At 65.5% G+C, this 20687-nt stretch carries 19 protein-coding genes and 1 pseudogene; 5 read left to right on the top strand and 15 right to left on the bottom strand.

The features are described 5' to 3' along the window. Nucleotides 1-43 precede the first annotated feature (43 nt). The 3 genes from ACFWAY_RS36980 (at nucleotide 44) to ACFWAY_RS36970 (ending at nucleotide 5424) form a co-directional block, all read left to right on the top strand. The gene (locus tag ACFWAY_RS36980) at nucleotides 44-535 is read left to right on the top strand and encodes a flavin reductase family protein (protein WP_378514019.1); all 492 of its coding nucleotides are present in this window, start codon (nucleotides 44-46) and stop codon (nucleotides 533-535) included. After that, nucleotides 532-1755: a bifunctional 3,4-dihydroxy-2-butanone-4-phosphate synthase/GTP cyclohydrolase II gene (locus ACFWAY_RS36975; RefSeq protein WP_378514018.1), complete on the top strand. Its 1224-nt coding sequence runs from the start codon at nucleotides 532-534 to the stop codon at nucleotides 1753-1755. Before ACFWAY_RS36980 ends, ACFWAY_RS36975 begins: the two co-directional genes overlap by 4 nt. A gap of 174 nt (nucleotides 1756-1929) precedes the next feature. Then, on the top strand, nucleotides 1930-5424 hold the full coding sequence (locus ACFWAY_RS36970; RefSeq protein ID WP_378514017.1) for a protein kinase: 3495 nt from the start codon (nucleotides 1930-1932) through the stop codon (nucleotides 5422-5424). 117 nt (nucleotides 5425-5541) lie between these two features. Here the strand turns inward: ACFWAY_RS36970 and ACFWAY_RS36965 are convergent, their stop codons facing one another. From ACFWAY_RS36965 to ACFWAY_RS36955, 3 genes are all read right to left on the bottom strand, one after another. After that, nucleotides 5542-6999: an amidase gene (locus ACFWAY_RS36965; RefSeq protein WP_378514016.1), complete on the bottom strand. Its 1458-nt coding sequence runs from the start codon at nucleotides 6997-6999 to the stop codon at nucleotides 5542-5544. A 104-nt stretch (nucleotides 7000-7103) separates the two neighbouring features. Next, complete coding sequence (locus ACFWAY_RS36960; RefSeq protein ID WP_378514015.1) at nucleotides 7104-8003, bottom strand: hypothetical protein; 900 nt, start codon at nucleotides 8001-8003, stop codon at nucleotides 7104-7106. Then, a complete protein-coding gene (locus ACFWAY_RS36955; protein ID WP_378514014.1) occupies nucleotides 8000-9256 on the bottom strand; it encodes a DUF1116 domain-containing protein in 1257 nt (418 codons plus the stop codon). The genes ACFWAY_RS36960 and ACFWAY_RS36955 overlap by 4 nt, the downstream gene beginning before the upstream one ends. Nucleotides 9257-9527: 271 nt before the next feature. On the opposite strand from ACFWAY_RS36955, the gene ACFWAY_RS36950 reads away from it, so the two are divergent. Then, nucleotides 9528-10436, top strand: coding sequence for a LysR family transcriptional regulator (locus tag ACFWAY_RS36950; RefSeq protein ID WP_378514013.1), 909 nt, complete (start codon nucleotides 9528-9530; stop codon nucleotides 10434-10436). A 4-nt stretch (nucleotides 10437-10440) separates the two neighbouring features. On the opposite strand, the gene ACFWAY_RS36945 is transcribed toward ACFWAY_RS36950, so the two are convergent. Both ACFWAY_RS36945 and ACFWAY_RS36940 read right to left on the bottom strand, forming a co-directional pair. Further along, a complete protein-coding gene (locus ACFWAY_RS36945; RefSeq protein ID WP_378514034.1) occupies nucleotides 10441-10830 on the bottom strand; it encodes a hypothetical protein in 390 nt (129 codons plus the stop codon). Nucleotides 10831-10914: 84 nt separating this feature from the next. Beyond that, nucleotides 10915-11118: pseudogene (locus ACFWAY_RS36940) on the bottom strand (FadR/GntR family transcriptional regulator); the annotation flags it as partial. Between the two features lie 120 nt (nucleotides 11119-11238). Between ACFWAY_RS36940 and ACFWAY_RS36935 the strand changes: the two are divergent. Next, nucleotides 11239-12027 carry an IclR family transcriptional regulator gene (locus tag ACFWAY_RS36935; RefSeq protein ID WP_378514012.1) on the top strand — a complete coding sequence of 263 codons (789 nt, stop codon included), beginning with the start codon at nucleotides 11239-11241 and terminating at the stop codon, nucleotides 12025-12027. A 111-nt stretch (nucleotides 12028-12138) separates the two neighbouring features. Here ACFWAY_RS36935 and ACFWAY_RS36930 read toward each other — a convergent pair whose 3' ends face one another. The 10 genes from ACFWAY_RS36930 to ACFWAY_RS36885 form a co-directional block, all read right to left on the bottom strand. Next, on the bottom strand, nucleotides 12139-12534 hold the full coding sequence (locus ACFWAY_RS36930; RefSeq protein WP_378514011.1) for a RidA family protein: 396 nt from the start codon (nucleotides 12532-12534) through the stop codon (nucleotides 12139-12141). Nucleotides 12535-12537: 3 nt separating this feature from the next. Continuing rightward, nucleotides 12538-13305: a cyclase family protein gene (locus tag ACFWAY_RS36925; protein ID WP_378514010.1), complete on the bottom strand. Its 768-nt coding sequence runs from the start codon at nucleotides 13303-13305 to the stop codon at nucleotides 12538-12540. A gap of 77 nt (nucleotides 13306-13382) precedes the next feature. Then, nucleotides 13383-14618 (bottom strand): nitrate/nitrite transporter, encoded by a 1236-nt coding sequence (locus ACFWAY_RS36920; protein WP_378514009.1) that lies wholly within the window; start codon nucleotides 14616-14618, stop codon nucleotides 13383-13385. Nucleotides 14619-14818: 200 nt separating this feature from the next. Next, on the bottom strand, nucleotides 14819-16057 hold the full coding sequence (locus ACFWAY_RS36915) for an NAD(P)/FAD-dependent oxidoreductase (RefSeq protein WP_378514008.1): 1239 nt from the start codon (nucleotides 16055-16057) through the stop codon (nucleotides 14819-14821). After that, nucleotides 16050-16247, bottom strand: coding sequence for a ferredoxin (locus tag ACFWAY_RS36910; protein WP_061040642.1), 198 nt, complete (start codon nucleotides 16245-16247; stop codon nucleotides 16050-16052). Before ACFWAY_RS36910 ends, ACFWAY_RS36915 begins: the two co-directional genes overlap by 8 nt. A gap of 110 nt (nucleotides 16248-16357) precedes the next feature. Further along, nucleotides 16358-17137 (bottom strand): SDR family NAD(P)-dependent oxidoreductase, encoded by a 780-nt coding sequence (locus ACFWAY_RS36905; protein WP_378514007.1) that lies wholly within the window; start codon nucleotides 17135-17137, stop codon nucleotides 16358-16360. Nucleotides 17138-17142: 5 nt separating this feature from the next. Continuing rightward, nucleotides 17143-18126, bottom strand: coding sequence for an ornithine cyclodeaminase family protein (locus ACFWAY_RS36900; RefSeq protein WP_378514006.1), 984 nt, complete (start codon nucleotides 18124-18126; stop codon nucleotides 17143-17145). Then, complete coding sequence (locus tag ACFWAY_RS36895) at nucleotides 18126-18428, bottom strand: dihydrodiol dehydrogenase (protein ID WP_378514005.1); 303 nt, start codon at nucleotides 18426-18428, stop codon at nucleotides 18126-18128. The genes ACFWAY_RS36900 and ACFWAY_RS36895 overlap by 1 nt, the downstream gene beginning before the upstream one ends. Then, nucleotides 18428-18970 carry an aromatic-ring-hydroxylating dioxygenase subunit beta gene (locus ACFWAY_RS36890; RefSeq protein WP_378514004.1) on the bottom strand — a complete coding sequence of 181 codons (543 nt, stop codon included), beginning with the start codon at nucleotides 18968-18970 and terminating at the stop codon, nucleotides 18428-18430. The genes ACFWAY_RS36895 and ACFWAY_RS36890 overlap by 1 nt, the downstream gene beginning before the upstream one ends. Further along, the gene (locus tag ACFWAY_RS36885) at nucleotides 18964-20307 is read right to left on the bottom strand and encodes a Rieske 2Fe-2S domain-containing protein (RefSeq protein WP_378514003.1); all 1344 of its coding nucleotides are present in this window, start codon (nucleotides 20305-20307) and stop codon (nucleotides 18964-18966) included. The genes ACFWAY_RS36890 and ACFWAY_RS36885 overlap by 7 nt, the downstream gene beginning before the upstream one ends. Nucleotides 20308-20687 lie beyond the last annotated feature (380 nt).

Here is a 20687-nt window from a genome sequence, read left to right as displayed (position 1 = left end):
AGAAATGACTACCCACCCTGTCCCCACCGTCGACGACGCCACCATGCGCGGCGTCCACCGCACGTTTGTCACCGGCGTCACCGTCGTCACAACCACAGATCAGGACACGCCGAAAGGGCTGGCGGTCAACGCCTTCACGAGCATCTCGCTGGATCCACCGCTCGTCATGGTATGTGTCCAACAGTCGTCCGCAACTCACGACCCGCTGTTGCACTCCACACATTTGGGCATCAATATCCTCGCCGCGGATCAACGCTCGACGGCCGCAGTGTTCGCAAGCAAAGGAGCCGACAAGTTCGCGACCATTGGTTGGGAACGGGCCGAGCACGGGACGCCCGTTCTCACCGGCACCTGCGCGTGGATGGAAGCGAAGATCTGTCAACGTTTGGACTTTGGCACCCACACCGCATTCATCGCACGGGTTGTGAGTGCCGACTACTCGGATCGACCTGCGCTCGTCTACCGCGCGGGCGAGTTCTTCGACGGCTCCGACCTGTCTTGCGCGCAACGCCCCTCGGTCAGGAGCGAACAATGACCAAGCTGCAGCTCGACACCATCGATCGGGCTATCAACGACATCGCCGCGGGCAGGCCCGTCGTCGTCCTGGACGCCGACGACCGCGAGAACGAGGGCGACCTCGTTTTCGCCGCCTGCCATGCCACCCCGGAGCTGATGGCCTTGACGGTCAGGAACAGCAGCGGGATCGTGTGTGCACCCGCCGACGGTTCGGTGCTGGATCGGCTGGCCCTGCCTCTGATGACCGCGGACAACCACGACCGCATGGGGACCGCCTTCACCGTGTCCGTCGATGCGCGCGACGGGGTGAGCACCGGTATCTCGGCACACGACCGCGCCCTCACCGTCAGAACGCTCGCCGATCCGGACAGCGAAGCGGATCAGCTCGTCCGTCCCGGGCACATCTTCCCGCTCCGCGCCCGCGACGGCGGAGTGCTCGTACGACCCGGCCACACCGAGGCCGCAGTTGACCTGGTCAGACTCGCCGGGCTGCCACCGGTCGGCGTGATCAGTGAGCTGGTCGACGACGACGGCACCGTGAAGGGAGGTCCGCGGTGCCGGGAGTTCGCCGACGCACACGGGCTGGCGCTGATCTCGATCGCCGACCTCGTCGCATACCGCAAGCGCCACGAACCGACCGTGCAGCGGCAGGCCACCGCCCGAATCCCCACGAAGTACGGCGTATTGACAGCTCACGGCTACCGCGATGTTGTCACCGGAGTCGAGCACCTCGCGCTTGTCCATGGCGACCTCGGCAACGGCCACTCGGTCCTGACCCGGATCCACTCCGAATGCCTGACCGGGGACGTGCTGGGCTCCGGCCGTTGCGACTGCGGCGACCAACTCGACACAACCCTGCACATGATCGGCGAGGAAGGTCGTGGTGTTCTCGTCTATCTCCGCGGCCACGAAGGCCGCGGAATCGGGCTCGTCGACAAGCTCCGCGCCTACGCGCTCCAGGACGGTGGTCTGGACACCGTCGACGCGAACCTCCGCCTCGGGCTCCCGGTGGACGCCCGCGACTACACCGCCGGTGCGCACATCCTCGACGACCTCGGAATCATGAGCACTCGGCTACTGACGAATAACCCTGACAAGGCCTCCTGCCTCACAGGCTGCGGGATCGAAACCCAACGAGTGCCCTTACACACCACTGCGACCATCCACAATCTGCCCTATCTCGATGCGAAACGCCGACGACTCGGTCACGACCTCCCGCTCTTCCGCAATCCAGCATGAAACGGCGGGAGCCCGTCGGCTCATCACCTCACGCTGGACGGGCTGTTCGAGTGCCCCACCCTGCGCACGCGCCCAGCCAACCCTCGCTGACAGCGGTGGTTCGGTCGCCCTCGAGCGAGTAGAAATGCCTTCAACACGCAAATGCGATGCTCCGCTGTATCAAGAGGTGAACGCATGTCCGAGTCCGACCCGGGTTCGACCCAGCGTGAACCCGCCATGAGCATCGAGTCCGAGCTCGAGGAAGAAGGATTCGCGGACCCGCGGGTTGTGGGCCGCGGTGGTTTCGGCACTGTATATCGGGTCGAGCAGGTCTCGTTGCACCGCATTGTGGCGATCAAGGTCATGCAGTCGGAGGTCGGGCCGGAGGACCGGGAGCGGTTTCTGCGCGAGCAGCGTGCGATGGGCGTGTTGTCCGGGCACCCGAACATCGTCACCATCTTGCAGTCAGGTGTCACCGCCTCTGGGCGTCCGTATCTGGTGATGGCCTTCCATGCTCGTGGATCCCTCGATGCGCGGCTTCACGACGACGGACCTCTGAACTGGCGGGCGGTTGTGGGTATCGGAGTCAGGATGGCGGGCGCTCTCGAGGTGGCGCATCGGACCGGAATCTTGCACCGCGATGTCAAGCCCGCCAATATTCTGCTGACCGATTACGGGGAACCTGCGCTCAGCGATTTCGGAATCGCCCGGGTCGAGGGCGGCTTCGAAACTTCCCGCAGCGTCATCACCGGTTCACCGGCATTCACCGCGCCGGAAGTGCTTCAAGGCCAGCCCCCAACGGTCGCCTCGGATATCTACTCCCTCGGAGCGACGCTCTTTGCACTGGTCACCGGTCACGCCGCGTTCGAGCGCCGCGCCGGGGAGAACGTGGTGACCCAGTTCCTACGCATCGTGCGTGATCCGGTCCCGGATCTGCGAGAGACACTTCCGGAGGATCTGTGCGCCGCGATCGAACATGCGATGGCGCGTGATCCGGGGGCGCGGCCCCCCACCGCCGCAGAACTCGGTGAGCAGCTACGGCGGATCCAGTATCGGCGAGCGCTTCCCGTCGATTCGATGGCAGTGCCGGGAGTCCCGATCCTCGGGGTTTCGGGCACGAATGGGGGCGACGACGTCGATGGTGCGCGCGAGCCCCAGGCGGGGAGTGTACCGATCCGCGGCGCCTCGTTCAGGGGCCGGTTACCGCCCAGCCCCACGACCAAGTATCGGCCGCCGACATCGATCCGCCCACTGGTCGAGCGGTCTCGGCTGATCGCAAAGTTACAGGCAGGTCGGGACCGCCGGCTGATCGTGATTCACGGTCCCGCTGGATTCGGGAAAAGCACGGTCGCCGTGCAATGGCGGGCCCAGCTGCTTGCGGAGGGCACTGCCGTCGCCTGGCTCACCATCGACCGCGACGACAACAACGTAGTCTGGTTCCTCGCGCATCTGATCGAGGCGATCCGGCAGGTCCGGGCCTCCCTCGCCGAGGAACTAGTCCAAATTCTGGAAGGCCACGACACCGACGCCGAACGGTTCGTGCTCACCTCGCTGATCGACGAGATCCACCACAGCGGCCAGCGCATGGCTCTGGTGATCGATGACTGGCACCGCGTCACCGACTCCACCACCCTCGCCGCGCTCGAGTACCTGATCGACAACAGTTGCCACCATCTGCAGCTCGTCGTGACCGGGCGAACCGGATCCGGCCTCCCGCTGAGCCGAATGCGGGTGCGCGACGAACTGATCGAAATAGACTCCACAGCTTTACGATTCGACGACATCGAGGCGCACATGTTCTTCGTCGAGCTCGGGGGGTTGCCCCTCGGGGACCCGGACATTTCCCGCATCCTACGGTCGACCGACGGGTGGGCGGCCGCTCTGCAGCTGGTGTCACTGTCATTGCGCGGACGCACTGACGCCGCCAGCTTCATCGAGAAGCTGTCCGGCCGATACCATGCGGTCGGGGACTACCTCGTGCAGAACGTCCTGGACTCCCTCGATCCGGGGACACTGGACTTCCTGCTCGCGGTCTGCGTGCCCGAACGCATCTGCGGTGACCTCGCATCCGCGCTCACCGACAGTCAGGCGGGTCGAGCGATGCTCGAGGACGCCGAGAAGAGGGAGCTTTTTCTGTACCGCGCGGATGACGACGGGGACTGGTACCGATTCAGCAGTGTCTTCGCCGAATTCCTCCGTGCCCGCCTCGAACGCGACCAACCCGATCGGCTCCTCGAACTCCACCGAACCGCATTCCGCTGGTTCACCGAGCACCAGCTCCTTACCGAGGCGGTCGACCACGCGCTGGCCGCCGGGGAGGAAGACCACGCGGTCGATCTGGTGCAGAACCACGCGATGGTGTTGGAATCACACGGGCAGATGGCCACCCTGCTCGGTCTGGTCGCGAAACTTCCCGCAGGCAAAGCCCTGACGCGTCCATTGCTGCAGACCGCGGTGGCGTGGGCGAACGTGTCACTGCACCGGTCCGCTGCGGCGCAGGCGGCGCTGAACCGTATCGACACCTTCCTCGCCCGTACACCACCACCCGAGGCGGAGAAGATGCTGGCCGTGGAGGCGGACGTGCTCCGCGGCGTCCTCGCCGTCACCGCCGACCACACCGACGGGGTGGAGGAGTTGGTCGCCCCGTGCCTGACCAGCCCGGATGACCACAGCCCGTGGCTGGTCTCGGTGGCGGCGAATCTGTCTTCCTTTGTGAAGATCCACCGATTCGAGTTCGACGAGGCGCGAGCGCTGCAGCGGTGGGCGGCTCCCTACCATCGCCGTTCCAACGGCCCGTTCAGTGCGGTCTACGGATCCTGCTATGCAGGCCTGGCCGCCACCGAGCAACTCGACGTCGCCGGCGCCGAGGAGAGCTATCAGCACGCGTTGCAGGTCGCGAGGGAATCGATGGGCACCCGATCGCATGCGGCACGGATGGCCAGCGCCCTGCTCGGTGGCGTGCGCTATGAGCAGAACCGCCTGGACGAGGCGGGACGCTTGCTCGACGAGAGCCGCGAGCTGGGATCGGAAATCGCGCTCGTCGACTTCATGATCGCCATCTATGTCATCGGTTCTCGTGTCAAGCACCTCACCGGCGACACGGCGTCGGCGACCGCCCTGTTGACCGAAGGGGGCGACATCGCGCAGACCATGTCACTTCCACGACTGGCGGCCCGAGTCGACGGCGAACGAGTCCGGCAGGCTCTCGCTTCCGATGTCCCCGAGGGGTTCGACGTTCGGGGACAGGGCCAGCCCCCGCCCGCGATAGCCCCACAAACCGCGCCGGCGAACGGAATCGCGACGATCACGGCGCAGACGAAAGAGGTCTCCGCGATCCAGCTGTTGCTCGCCGACCACACCAACGCCCGGGCGGAGGTTGCCTGTTCCCGGGCTCGGGCACTGGTGCAGGCCACCACCGCACAGGGTCGGCCGCGGGCACTGGTGCAGGCGAACGTGCTGTTGACGGCGTGCCTCGCCGCGGCGGGCAGGATGGCCGAGGCAGAACAGGTCCTCGCTCCGGCCGCGGCGACCTGCTCGAGGCTGCATCTTCCCCGACTCCTGCTGGACGCGAGTCCGCCCGTACGCTCGGTGGCTGCATCCCTTCGCGACGCCCAACGCGGCGGCCGCTGGCGGGCGCAGTGGCCGACCATTGCACCCGACTTCCTCGACACGGTGGCGCACCCCGCCTGAGGGTTCTCGCGGCGGGTTCTGGTCCTCGGGGGAGGGTTGGGCCGCCGACGCGGGTCCGCCGATTCCGAAATGTAGGGGAGCCCAACCGGATACCTCGAATTCATCCGAGGTGACTGGCTACCGCACGGTGTCTTCGGTCGACCGGTGGCCGGCCGGGGGAATGGCCAGCGTGGGTCTGATCGAAGCGTGCTGAGTTCTGTGTTCGAAATCCTTGGCCATGGAAAGTAATTGACCTTCCCCGCGGTGTCGTCCGACGATCTGGATGCCCAGTGGGGTCCCGGCGGTGCTGAAGCCGGCGGGCATGGCGATCACGGGGTGGCCGGTGACGGTGACGTGGCACGCCGTCTCCATCCACCCGAGGTAATCCGGTTGGGCAAGCCCGCACACAAATGGGGGGTACTGCAGGTCGGCGTCGAAGGCGGGCAGCGGTGCCACCGGGAGGATCAGTCCGTCGTAGGTGCCCAGAAATTCTCGCATCCGGTGAAACAGTTCGGTGCGCAGCAGTGCCGCGCGGCCGACCTCGCGCCCGGACAACCGTCGGCCCGCGAGCATGTTCTCGTACAGGCTGGGCCGGACAAGGTCGGGGTTCGCGTCGAAGAGGTCACCGAGTGCGGCTTCGAACTGCCACGCTCGGAGCGTGCGGAAGCATTCCCCGGCCCCGTCGAAGCTGGGGCACGCTTCCTCCACGAAGGCGCCGGCGTCCTGGCAGGTCTTCGCGGCCTGCTCGACGACTCGCCGGACCTCCGGTTCCACGGGCACGCTGCCGCCCAGATCCGTGGAGAAGGCGATCCGGCGCCCGGCCAGACCCCCGTCCGCGATCGAGGCGAATCGGGTTCCGTCCTCTTCCAGGCTGAGGGGCGACCGGCGGTCCGGGCCGGCGATGACGGACAACAGCAGCGCAACGTCGTCGACGCAGCGCGCCATCGGTCCCTGCACCGACAGGCCGCACCAGCCATCCACCGCCGGGTACACGGGCACCCGACCGGCGCTCGGACGCAGGCCGACGACATTGCAGTATCCGGCGGGCAGACGCAGAGAGCCGCCCATATCGTTTCCGTCCGCGACTGGATGCATTCCGGCGGCGAGAGCAGCGGCCGCCCCACCGGAGGACCCGCCCGCGGTGACATCGAGATCATACGGATTGCGCGTTACCCCGAATATTTCGTTGAAGGTGTGCCCACCGGCGACGAACTCCGGAACGTTGGTTTTGCCCAGCATGACGACTCCGGCGTTCTTCATCCGTTCGACAATGAGATCGTCGCGGTCAGGCACATACGCGGCATGAATTCGCGAACCGAAGGTGGTCCGCACTCCCTTGGTGAGGTGGTTGTCCTTGTGCGCCACTGGTATACCGTGCAGGGGTCCGTCCCAGTCGCCGGCGGCGAAGCGTTCGTCGGCCGCTGCCGCCTGCGTCATCGCCGCGTCGGGAAGGTAGGTCACCAGCGCATTGACGGCGGGATTGACTTCTTCGATTCGCGCGAGATGCGCGGCCACGGTTTCTCGGGCGGACAGCTCTCCGGCGCGCATGAGGGCGGTGAGCTCGGTCGCGCTGCGGTAGTACAGCGGTTCCGGCATGGATGACCTTTCGTCGTGGACAACCGGGAAATCTGGGGTTGCGCGCGGCGCAGCTCCGCAGGGTGGCTGAGGAATGAACGGGTATCCCGCACCAGGATGCGGTGTCAGGAGCACTGGTGCCGGCGATGGTCGACTCCCACAGCGAACTCGTCGGTCGCCGCGGTCGTCGAGATTCTCAGGTTCGTCATCAGATCGTGCGCCTCGGGCGGCAGGCCCGCGGGCTGCGTAGGCTCGGGAAGCTCGAACCACAGCTGCAGGCCGCCCTGGGTCACGATCAATTGATCGGTCTGCACTTTCCCCGCGCCGGGAAATCGAGAGGTTCCGCTGTCGGGAAGGCCAGCGGCCGCGGCGGCGACACCGGTGGGGACGATTTCCGCGATCCGAGGACCACAGGCCCAGGCCGGTGTGTCGGTCCGGTCCAGCTCGTCGGCGATCATCGATCCAATTCTTCCTGCCACCGTCCGGGGAGTTCTCTGTACGCCCACCGGCCGGAGCCCGCCGGTGAGATTGTCCGCGCTCACCCGTAGGACCCAGGACGCGCCGACTCTGGTGGGCGTGTTGAAGCGGTATCCGGGCCAGTCGTCGTGAGCGTCGACCTGCACTGCTGCGGCGCCACCGATTCCCAGGTTGGTCACAGACCTGCGCGAATAGGCGATATCGCGTGCGACGGGGTCGCCGACTCCGAGGTCGCAGAGCAGGTCGAATGCCCGGCGCGGCGCCGCCCCGCCGAATCCCACCTGTACGTCGTCGATGGCGAGGACATCTCCGTTGCTCAGCTCCCACAGCAGGTGCGGGACAATCAGTGAGCCGGACGGCGTGGTGGTGAACCTGCTCGGTTCGTAGCCGGACGACCAGAACACGTCGTTGGCCGCGAACCCGGCGACGATCCGCGTCACCCGGGCATCGCGCTCGCCCAGTCGGCGCAGTGCGGAGCCCTGATCCGAGTGGATTACCGCGGGCATCGGCGGCGCCATCCGGACTACCCCGCCCTCGTGGCGGTTCATCTGCCCCAGCTACTTCCGGCTACTGCGCTGTATTCGCCCGCGCCCAGATCGAGTAGAGCGTTGTGCGCGGCGATGAACGGTTCGAGGGGGAGCCGGGTGATGCCCGCACCGACCTGTCCCACTCCCGCATTTCGGTGCGCGAATCCGTTGTTCACGACGGGGGCGATTCCGGTGCGCGCGACGGCCTCGACGTCGATTCCCATCGGTGTTCCCCTGAAACCCTCGCCGGGGATAAGGAATCGGCTGCTGCCTCCGCGGGTGATCTGACGCATCTGCGACACGTAATCCTGCAAGACACTGGGGCTGCCGCCGATGTAGGAGCTGATTGCCGGTGCCGCCGACAACGCGAAGGCGCCGAGTCCGATCACCTCGGTCACCAGCGAATCACCCATCATCGGGCAGGCGTCGTCGACGGAGTAACCGTCGAACAGTTTGGGCTCACCCAGCGGCGCCGGCGCCGTGAGCCAGGAGTCGAGACCGCTGACGCGAATCCCCATGCGCCGCCCGTTTCCCGCGATGGCGGTCACCAAGCCCCGGGTTCCGCAGTGGTGTGCGGCGTCGGCGACGAGTTTGGCCGCCGCCATCGAGAAGGCCAGGAACGTGTGGGGATTACCGGAGAGGAAGTCGACGATCGCGGCGGCGGTCTTCGAATCGGGTGCGCACTCGATGATCGCGGGAGCGAACTTGACCGTCAACGCCGTCGTGGACGCGATGTTCCGGTTGTGGCATTCGTCGCCGCGTCGAAGCCCTTCCGCCTGCAATGCCGTGACATCGATACCGCCCATCGACCGCAGCGCGTTGTCCAGGACGGGTGCCAGCACCGCGCTCATCCACCGAAGGCGCTCGAGGACCTCGGCATCGTTCGCGCCGAACCGAAGTGCCCGGCCCAGTCCCTCGTTCAGTGGTGCGTATGCGGTGTGTCCGTCCCCGTCCTCGACGACTACCACCGGAATGCTGGGAGAAACAACGCCTGCCATCGCTCCGACGGCGGATGCAGAATGACAGGGCCGGAGGTCGATGCCGCCGCCGTCGAGGATCTCGGCGGCACCGGCGAGGTCTGTCGCTTCACCCTCGAGCACCAACGCGCCGAGGATGGCGCCCCGCATCGGCCCTACGACCTCGCTCGGATCGATCTGCGGTCCGGCGTGCAGGAACGAGCGCGTGTCCACGCCGATGACCTCTCCCGCGGGTCGTACCCCGACGGCGGTAGCCGTGGCGGTGTCGAGCACCGCCCAACCATCCCGTACTGTCATGCAAAGACTCCAAGTTAGTGGTATGCGACTTCTTCGGCTACCCAGGCGAGCGGGCCACCGACCGCTCCTTCGCGGTAACGCCGTTCGGGGAAGTCGGGCCAGGGCAGTGTCGCGGAGACCGCGACTCGAACCGCTCGTGTCTTCCAAAGATACCGTCAGGCAGCCGATTTAGATGCTTCCGGGCGACCAGGTGGCGTCGATGGGCGGTATCATTGCAAATGATATTCCCATGCTTTTCCGAGGTGGAGAGGAGGTTGATGGCGCGATGCGCATGACATTGAATCGAATCGACCTGAACCTTCTGGTCGGACTGGATGCACTGCTGTCCGAGCGGAGTGTCTCGCGGGCGGCGAAGCAACTCTCGGTCGGTCAACCCGCCATGAGTGGGACATTGTCGAGGTTGCGCAAGCTCTTCGATGATCCGCTCCTGGTTCGCGACGGGTCGACGATGACGCTGACACCGCTCGCTGAATCTCTCCGATTTCTGGTCCACGACGTCCTCGGGTCCATCGAGACACTGGTCGCTGTTCGGGCACCGTTCGACGCCGGCACGGACTCGAGGGCGTTCACCATCCACGCGAGCGATTACGTCACCCTGGTGCTGTTGCGCTCGTTCTTGCGTACGATCGCGGCCGAGGCGCCCCAAATCCGCATCAATATTGTTGCACCGCAAGCAAATTACTTCGATCCGCTACTCAAGGCGCAAGCTGACCTGGTGATCATTCCGCGGGAGATCGTCGGACATGTCGGAACCGAGTACGCCAGCGCTCCCTTGTTCACCGACCGACACGTGTGCGTGGTAGCGGGGGACCATCCCGTTGTGGGCGAGGCGATGTCACGAGAGCAGTTCAGCGCCTTTCCGCACCTGTCCGCCACCGGCGGAATCCCGCCATCCTTCGCTGAGACCCAACTGAACGCCATCGCGTTACCGTTTCGGGTCGAAGCGTCGACGACCAGTTACGTCGCTGCTCCGTTCCTGCTGGAGGGAACGGAGATGGTGGCGGTGCTGTACGAACGACTGGCGCGGGCCCTTCGCGGCAATGCCGACATCCGACTGCTCGAGCCTCCGGTCGCGTTGGCCCCGATCACCGAGGTGATGTACTGGCATCCCCGCCATTCCGACGATCCCGGACACCGGTGGCTTCGTCGCGGCATTCGTCAACTGGCGAGGCAGATGTGAGCGGTCATCGATGGTGCGATGAGTTGGTGGGGGATTTGCACCGGGACGCGGTACGAACCGTCAGGGACGCGCATTCCAATGCCACCGCGATCCGGTCAGCGGAGAGCAATGCCTTCATAATGTCGTGGAAGGCAAGCTCTATATCTCCTGTAGGAAATTTCCACAGTTCCCGGTCGGAAATGCACGGAAGTGCATCGAACAAACTCCGGGCCGTCTCGTTCCGGGTGCTCGCAATAATTGTTCGGGAAAGTACGTCACCGTCGCATTCTTCGGAATCAGTGTTTTCGGTGGATCGCACCCATGCGATGTATCGTCGGCGGACCGATTCAATATTCTCTGCGGTGCCGCGCACCGCAATCACCACACACGCCGAGGAGACGAGAAGGCGCTTCATTTCGCGGACGTCCTCGGAATGCGCCGAGCCCTCTCCCAGCACAGTTGTCGGCATACGTCGACGGGACGACAACACGTAGGTACCCGACCCCTGGCGTCGCTCGAGAACTCCCGAATGCGCCAGAACTTGCACGGCCTCCCGGACGGTGTTTCGGCCGGTGCCCACCATCGCTGCCAGCGCCGGCTCGGTGGGAATCCGACTTCCGACCGCCCACCGGCCCGACACGATCTCGTCCTCGAACAGGTCGATCACTTGGGCGACCAACCCCCTACGGTCCACCGTCTTCATTTCTTTTCCCCTTTTCTCGTGCAAAGCCCCCCGATCCGTCGGGAAAGTTCACGACCCGAATAATCCCGGTCGAGTTGAACCGGAACACATTTCAAAACCGCGGCATGGTATATTTTGGGCGTGAGCAGCGCCAACGAGCCCGAGAAAAAATCCGAGAATTCCACGATGCAGAGCATGGATCGTGGAATGCACATGCTCGAATTGCTCGCGGAACAGCCCATGCGCGCGAAAGAACTCGCCGAAGCCACCGGGGCGAAATGGGCAACTGCGCACCGCACACTGACCTATCTTCGCGACAAGGGCTTCGTCCGCCGCGACGACACAACCGGTCTGCACTACGTCGGGCGTCGGATGTTCGCCATCGGCTCCGCCTACCTCGGCGATCATCCGCTGTTCACGACAAGCGAGCCATTGATGCGGACGGCCGCCGACCGGATCAACGGCTTCGTTCAGATAGCCGAGCGTGACGGGCATTCGTCGGTGGCCATTGCCAGCGTCGAACCGCGTATCCCCGTTCCCACCTTGTCCTACGCGAATACATACCGCGCCTATCCTCTCCACACGGGAGCCCGCGGATTGGTACTGCTCGCATACTGCCCCGACGAGTTCATCGACGCCTACGTCCAGGCGCCGCTGCGTTCGTTCACCGAGTACACGATCACCGATCCCGCCGAGTTGCGGGCCAAGCTGAAACAGATCGTGGCCGATGGTTACGCCACCAGCGACCGGGATGTCACCACTGCCACTTGTGGGATTTCGGCGCCGATCCGGAACGCCGCAGGCGAGGTGACGGCGTCGGTGTCGATCGCCAATTACCGCGAACAGATGCCGCCGCGAGACCTGGTTCTTCATGAGGTTCTCGGGCTCGCCCAATCTCTGTCCCAGCTGATGGGCTGGCGAAACCGGTAAGGATTCCCCTCGGGCCGAGGAAGGCCCCTACCGGCAGCAGCCTCTGGGCCGGAGTCCGCGAGATCGTGAGCGACACCCGAACTCCGGCCCATGTCAACGCTTTCCCCTCCTCTAGACCTTGACCGCGATCGCCTCGAACTCGATCAGCATCCGCGGATCCACCAGGCCGGCGACGTACACGAACGTCGACGGCGGCCGGTTCGGGATCCACTTGTCGCGGACAGTACGAATCTTCGGCAGAGACTCCGGGTCGGTGAGATACCCGGTGATCTTGACGATACGGTCCATCGAACTGCCCGCAGCCTGCAGAGCACGCTCCAGGTTCGCGAACGCCCGGTCCGCCTGAGCCCCAGCCGAGAGGTCCTCACCGATGTCCCCGGACTCGTCGTGGGGAACCGCTCCCGAGGTGAACACCAGATTCCCGGCCTCCGCTACCCAGTGCCAGGCGGCGTCGGCCTGCAGGCCGGGAACGGTCACGTACTTCATCTCGTCGCCGACTGTGGTCACCGGTCAGTCCTCGTCGACGATGGCGACGGCCCGGACGAATCCGGCCGTGCCGCCGGCGATCTTGATGGGCAGCGCGATGACCTTGAAACCGTGCGGGGGCAGCTGGTCGAGGTTGGCGAGCTTCTCGATGTGCGCGTATTCGATCTCGAGGCCGAGGAGGTGGCAGGGCCACAGGTACTTCGGGTCCTTGCCGTGCTTGTGGTAGTCGGCGGCCCATGCGGCGTACGGACGGTCGTAGCTCCACGCATCGGTACCCACGACCGTCACGCCCTGTTCGAGGATCCACTTGAGTGCCTCACGGCTCGGTCCGCCACCACGGGTGGTGTACTCCGGCCTTCCCCAGTACTTGTCGTTTCCGGTCATCGTGAGGACGATGTCGCCCGGCTTGATGGTGTAGTTCATGTCCTTCAGCTTCTGCTGAATTTCCTCGAGGGAGACCTCCGCGCCGTCTTCGGCATCACTGATGTCGATGACGACCCCGTCACCCATGCATCGCTCGACGGGCCACTCTTCGATGGTCTTCGGCTTCGACCCGTCCGCCATCACCGGGCCGAAGTGCCACGGTGCGTCCATGTGCGTACCGGTGTGCGAGTTCATGTCGATATGTTCGACCGCGAACGCGGCACCGGGCGTGGGCCAATGATTCGGGTCGATGTCGTAGTTTTCCTGGTTCCATTCGGCGCCGAGCGAGTGCGGCTCGAAGATGACGCCTTTGCCCTCGAGGGTGGGATCACCGTCGGTGACCATGGAGATGTCGATGATTCTGCTCATCTGCTTACTTCCTCATTTCTTTCGGTCGGTCGCACTCTGGATCTCACAGTGCGACAAGGGAGGTGGTAGGTGCACAGTCAGCCGACTGTGAGTTTGTGGTCTTCGTCGACCGGTTCGGCGGCTCGCTTCTTGCCCAGCAGACCCACGAGGGCGGTGAGCACCGAGACCGCCGCGACCGCAATCCAACCGGCCGCGAAACCGTGATCGGGGACGATGTGCCCGAAGACCACGGGGACGATGAATCCGCCGACCGCGGCGAGGGTGAGCATCACGCCGACCGCGGTGCCGACCTGTTCGGGATCGATCTTCGACAGGTCCGCGGGCACACCCAGCCAGGCCGGGTAGCTGAAGACGAAAAGGAATCCGATCGCGAAGGAGATGAACCACAGCAGGGCATCGGGGGCGACGGGGATCGCGGCGATCAGTGCCCCCATCAGCAGGAGGGGAACGACGATGACGGATCGGTAGTTGCGGACCAGGTCCGCGACCTTGCCACCGACCAGGCTGCCGGGGATTCCCGCCAGGGCCAGGATCGCGGCGAGCATACCGCCCTGGCCGGGGGTGAAGCCGCGTTGCGCGACCGCGTACTCGCTGAACAGCTGCGATGCGGTGAAGTAGGCGCCGTACACGCCGAGCATGGCGATGCCGTAGATCCACAGCTGCTTGTCGACCAGTGCCCGGATCAGGCCGGCGCGGCTGATCCGGCCGCCGTGGAGTCCGCTGACGCCGCGCGGGGTGTAGAACCACAGGGCCACCGCCGCCGCCAGGACGATATTGACGATTCCGCAGATCGCAAGCATGCCGCGCCATCCCGCGAGGTCGGTCACGTAGATGCACGCATACAGACCCAACGCGACACCGGTACTGAATGCGGCACCGCACGCGATGCCCAGCGCGAGGTTGATCTCATGATCACGAAACCACACACTGACCGCGGCGACGGCGACGGCGATGAAGATGGACGCGCCGACACCGGCGATCACCCGGTACAGGGCGAGGTCGAGAAAGCCGACCGCGACGCCGGACAGCGCCGCACCGGCCCCTTGGAGCACCATCCCGAGGACGAGAGTGCGCTTCATCCCGAGCCGGGCCGCGATGATGCCGCCCGGGACGTGGGCGACCCCGTAGCCGAGCACGAACAGCGCGATCAGCATGGCGAGCTGCGCGAAGCTCACGCCGAGGTCCTCGCTGATGGGTGTGAAGGCCGACGCGATGTTGAACCAGTTCAACGTCAGGCTGATGTAGCCGAGGACGAGCAGGGCGAGCATTCGCCATCGGGCCTGGTAGACGTCGCTACCGTCAATTGTCGACAAGGGGGTTCCTTCCATCGGTGCCCATGCCTGCCGGATAGCCAGCTGAGCGGGAGATTGCGAGATACGACAGGACGCACCTGGGTGTCGGTGATCCGACGATCACTAAGGCCGCGCACCACACTGTGACTCAGGTCTCTGTCGGTTGGTCCGAATCTATCTCTCCCCAACGGAATTGGGGAGATGGGAGGACCCGACCGCCATCAATGGCCGCTATCAGTTGAAATGATGTTCTCGAGCGCAGCCGTCGACGCGGACCACGACGCCCCTTCGGCGACCAGGTGCTGATATTTGATCAACCCGCGCGGGGAGTTGAACGAAACGACGCCGGTGACCCGGTCGTCGCGACCATAGAGTGCGACGAATCGTTCGTCGCCCGGTCCGCCGCTGACGAAACACACCTCGTCCGTGGGCCGGGGACACCCGACCATCTGGGTACGTTTGCGGTACTGGTCCGACCAGAAGCTGGGCACGGCGCACAACGTCGACTTCTTCTCGGCAGCAACGATGTTCTCCGCCACCACCGTCGCCTGGAGGGTCGCGTTGTTCCAATGCTCGCTGCGTACCTGCGCCCCGAAGTAGTCCGAGTACCAACGGGCAGCGTCGCCGACGGCATAAATACCGGGCACGTTGGTGTGCCCGCCATCGTCGCAGAGGACGCCGTTGTCCACCTCGACGCCGGAGCCGTCGAGCCATTCGGTCACTGGGGAACCGCCCACTCCGACGACCACCAGATCAGCGGGGAGAAGTCGTCCGTCGGTCAGCCTGACCCCGGTCACGCGCCCGTCACCTACCAGGTCCTGGACGCCCACACCGAGTTCGAGATTGGTCCCGTGGCTGGTGTGCAGATCCGCGAAGTGGGAGCCGACAATGGGACCGAGAACGGTGCCCAAGGGCGTCGGTTGCGGATCGACCAGAGTCACCGACTGCCCGCGAGTGCGCACGCTCGCCGCCACCTCGGCGCCGATGAACCCGGCACCGACGACGACGATGTCTCGGGCACTGTCCAATTCGGATCTGAGCGCGAGAGCATCCGGCAGCGTCCGCAGAACGTGGACACCCGCGAGGTCACCCATGAAAGCTGGGCGCCGCGCCCGCGAACCCGTGGCCACGACGAGCGCGTCGAATTCGAGAACCGTGCCGTCGTCGAGGGTGAGCGTGTGCCGCGACGGGTCGAGCGACAGCGCTGTCGCCCGGCGTCCGAGGCGAAGATCGAGGTCGAGTTCGCCGATCTCCTCCGTAGTCAGCAAATAGAGATCGTCCGGATCTCGTGTGCCGGTGAGTAACTTCTTCGACAGTTCCGTGCGGTCGTAGGGTGATCGCACGTCCTCTTCGCCGACGAGGGTGATGGCGCCGGTGTAGCCCAGGCGCCGCAGTTCCTGGATCACGTTCATGCCGGCGAGGGAGCCGCCGACGACAACGATGCGCTGAAACCTACTCATCGCGGGTTCCCAACGCTTTGGCGGGGCAGGATCGAATCGCCCTGTCGGTCTTCGTGTGCAAGGACTCGGGCGGGTTTTCCTGCAGCAGGATCACCTTGTTCTCGTCTTCGTCCAGATCGAAGACCTCGGGGGCTTCGAGCATGCAGCTGCCGTAACCACGGCACTTGCCGGCATCGGCGGTGACATGCATGGCTACACCTCGCTGTTCCGGTCGGCCGCGACTACCCGCGGGTGGGAATGGGGTTGTGACATTGTTCGTTCCTTCTCGAGTGGTGCCGTGCGGCACGGCACGGGGGGCGCTCAGCCGACGAGGTATCCGCCGTCGATCGGCAGGACGACACCGGTGATGTAACCGGCCTCGGCGGAGGCGAGGAACGACACTCCGGCCGCTACCTCGTGTACATCTCCCGGCCGATTCATCGGGATGCTCCCTCCGACGGGGGAGGGATCGTCGGGGACGGATCCCCCGGCTCGCCGGAGTGCGGCCGCACTGGTGGTGAAGAGGTCGGTGGGAATCCACCCGGGGGCGACGGCGTTGACACGCACACCTCGACCGGCGTACTCCGCAGCGACTTTCAGGGTCAGGCCCACGACCGCGTATTTCGAGGCGATGTAGGCGGACCCGCCGCCGCGGGGCACCAGCCCGGCCGACGACGCGATGTTGACGATCGCGCCGCGGCCGCGTTCGACCATGAGCGGTCCGACCGCCCGCATCACATTCGCGGTACCCAGGACGTTGACCCGCAGGACCCGCTCCCAGGTGCCGGCGGTGAGCTCCTCGAAGTCCAGGTTCTGGTCGAAGATTCCGGCGGCATTGACCAGGACGTCGATCTCGCCCAGTTCGCACGCGATCTCGCCGACCACCGCGCCGACACGGTCCTCGTCGGTGATATCCGCCGCGTAGGCGATGCTGCGCCCGCCCGTCCCGGAGACGATCTCGGCCGTGCGTTTGGCGCCCACGTCGTTGGCATCGATCACCGCGACCGCGTATCCGTCGTCGGCCAGACGGGTGGCGACAGCGCGTCCGATTCCGCTGCCGCCACCGGTCACCACGGCCACTCGTTCGGCCCAATTCGTCATGGCGCTCATGCTCCCGCGGGCTTCTTGGTGCGCAGCAGATCCACCGACGTCCCGATTCCGTTCTGCACGGCCCGGTCGTAGACCACCTTGGCCGCGACCAGGTCCTGCAACGCGGTGCCGACCGACTTGAACACGGTGATCGCGCCTGCGTCGAGGGCGGGCACGTTGCCCCCGGCTAGCTCCGCCAGTGCCACGAGTTTGCCGTCGAGGGCCCCTTTTTCGTCGGCGGCGATCAGATCCCCGGACTCGGTGCGTGCCTGTTCGGGGGCGTCGCTGACCACGAGTGCGGCGCGGTCGACGACGTCGGTGTCGATCTCCCGCAACGAAGGCATGGTGGAGCCGATCGACAGGACCGTGGTCCCGGGCGTGAGCCACTTGCCCTCGAGGGCGACGCGTCCGGTTCCGACACCGGTATTGGTGGCGACCACGACGACCGGTGCGGCGGCCGCCTCGGCCGGCTCGGACACCGCGACGACGTCCACGTCGAGGCGTGCGGCCATCCGGTCGACGAATGCTGTCCGCCGCTGTGGGTTCGGACTGTAGACGCGGACCCGTTTGACGTCGAGGGCGGCGCATACCCCCTCGAGGTTCGTCTCGGCCTCCAGGCCGGATCCGATGACCCCGATCTCGACACCGGTCTGCGGTGCCAGGAACCCGGCCGCCACACCTGTGGTCGCTCCGGTGCGGGCAGCGGTGAGGTATGCCCCGTCCAGCTGAGCGAGCAACTCACCGGTCCGCTCGTCGAACAGGCCGATCAGGTACTGGACCCCACCCTCGGAGACTTGGTTGAACACCTTGAACCCCATCAAACCCGCGCCGTCCGACACGCCGGGCATCAGCCGGAAGAATCCCGGCGTGGACTCCAGGTTGATGCGGTCGGGCAGTTGTGCACCGCCGCGGGCCTGCGTGCGGTACCCCTCGCGGATGGCGCTGACGAGGTCGGGCATCTGTGTGAGGGCTTGCACGTGCTCGTCGGTCAGTAGCAGCATCAGTTGTTCTCTTTTCCGATTTCGGTGGTCGGGGGATCCTCGGGGCCGAACGGCTGGTCGAGGTAGGCGGAGATCGTTTCCTCGTTCTGCCAGCTCAGTGCCTCGAGGGCGAGGGCGTCGAGACGGATCTGGTGGTCGAGCCGGAGTGAGGTGATCTCGAGCCGTTGCCCGTTGCGGGTCAGGATCTTGCGCACCCGTACGGCGGTGAACTCGTTGACGACGGTGAATTCGGCGTCGATGGTTCCGTCACCGGCGTGCGGCGCGGCCGAGTCGTCCTTCGTGTGTGTCCGTGGAGTTGACATCAGATCACCATTCGCAGGTGCGGCAGTCGGACGACGCTCTCGTCGAGCTGGACCGTCCGCTGCACCAGGCCCCAGCCGTCGCCGCGGCGACGCAGGACGTCCTGCCGTCCGGCCGCGGTCATCACCACCGGATCCGATTGGTGAACAACGGTTACGAGCACATTCGAGGCGACCGACACTTCGTTCGCGCGCTCGGTGTCGGTGACCGAGAGGACCGACACGAATCGCCGCACCCGCTGGAGCGGGACCTCCCCCCAGGAGAAGTCGATGTGTTCGGGTTCGAGGCGCCGGGCCCAGAGATTGGCCAGGGAGTCACGGGACTCGTCGAGCAGGTACGCACCCGCCACGAAGGGAGACTGCGACGGGTCGTCACGGGTGACGGTGACGGGAATCCGGTAGACGAACTCGGGTTCGAGCAGCGGAATCCACCGCGGGTAGTCGTGTGCGTCGAGCAGCGCCGTCTCGCGGCCGTAGAACCTGCTCACGCTGGTAAAGGTGGCGTCGTCCGCGTGCTGGACGTCGATACGTTCGTCGCTCAGCATCGGTCCGCCTTCCCTGCCGTGCGTGTGCAGATGCTGTCGTCGTCGAGCAGTTCGGACCACCTGCGGAACATCTCCCGCTGGTTGACCTCCGAGTGATCGACGTCGTAGACGGCGCCGGGCCAGTCGACATCGTCGGCCGGTTTGATACCGACACCGCCGGCGTAGACGAAATCGGTGGACTGCGATACTCGACCGCGGCTCATGTCGGCGACGCTCGTCCAGTTCTGGAAGTCGTCGGTGTCGAAGATCCCGGCGAGACCGACCATGCGGAGGTTCGCGCGCTGCGAATGCTCGCGCTGCTGCTCGTCGTACCACCTCGGGACCAACGCGAACATGATCAGCTCACAGTGCATCTCGTCGACCGGCTGCCACTGGCGGAACTGCACGTAGGACACCGCCGGGGTGTCGTCACCGGAGGAAAGGGCTGCAGCGTCGATGAAGGACAGGTTGGGAAACACATTGCCGTGCAGCACAGACATTCTCGACATCAGATCGGCCTGCCTGGGGTCGAGTCCGGCCGTGATGTCGGACCAGCGGTTCTCCGGGTAGCCGAGAAACACCGGGGTATCGGACTCCAGTCCGTAATGCTGGACCCGGAGCGTATGCCCGTTGCCGGCGACGATGCATCGCCCACGCATCGCATCCATCGAGACGTCGTCGAGCTGCGCAAAAGCCTCGGTGTTCAGGTAGGTGCCCAGATCGATCGGGCTCTTGTGCGTCGTGCCCAGGTGATAGCCGTCGCCGGCGAAGTTTTCCGCGCCGAGCTTCCAGTTGGTCCGTACCAGGGCGCGCGCCGGCGGTCCGACGACCTGCAGGTCACCGGCCTTGTCGAGCACGGCCTCGAGATACCAGGCCATGTCTCCGAGTTCGTCGAGCAACGGGGGAGCGTCCGGGTCCCAGCTGGCGAAGATCAGCCCGTGGAAGACGTCGACGTTCGGCGGTCCGACCAGGTTGTACTCGCTCTTGTCGAAGTCCGCGTCGAAGACCTGCTTGCGCTCGGGCACTCCACGCAGCGTGCCCTTATTGGAGAACGTCCAGCCGTGGTAGCTGCACCGAAAGTGCGATGAGTTGCCCATGTCGGCGCGACACAATTGATTGCCCCGGTGCGTGCACGAATTCAGGAAGATCCGGACGTCGCCGGTCTCGTCCCGGACAACGATGACGTCCTCGCCTCCCAGCTTCCTGGTGACGTAATCGCCGGGCGAGGGAATCTCGCTCTCGTGGGCGACGAACAGCCAGCACCGTCCGAAGATTCGTTCCATCTCGGACTCGAATTCGTCTCGGCCCCAGTAGGAACGGCGGCTCACGCGAGTGACGTCCGCGGTAACACGTGTCATCTGGATGACCCCTATCAGGAGTGGGTTGAAACACCTCAAGCAGCGTATCCATATAGTGGATATGAAGTCCGTTGGGTGGATGTGATGACGCTAACAACGCCACACGGAAACTGTCAACACGCGCGGTAGCCACCGATGCGACGCCGGGCCCAATGCGACGTTCGCCGCTGCGAGGTCGAGGGGGCGGGCACGTGATGGGTGTTCGATGTCGCCGAGTGGGACGACATGCATGCCACGAGAATCCCAGCTAGATGGCGTTCTGCATAGACGGGTCGCGGATGGTCTGCCCGTCGCGAAGGGACCGGTGTCGCGATGGCCGCGACCTGGGCCCGGTCGCGAGCCGGCTGCGGGGGCGCCGAACGACCGTTGACGGGCAACGG

Source organism: Rhodococcus sp. NPDC059968 (assembly GCF_042738615.1).
GTDB lineage: Bacteria > Actinomycetota > Actinomycetes > Mycobacteriales > Mycobacteriaceae > Rhodococcus_F.
The sequence above is the reverse complement of the archived record's forward strand: the minus strand, read 5'-3'. Positions and strand labels throughout refer to the sequence as shown.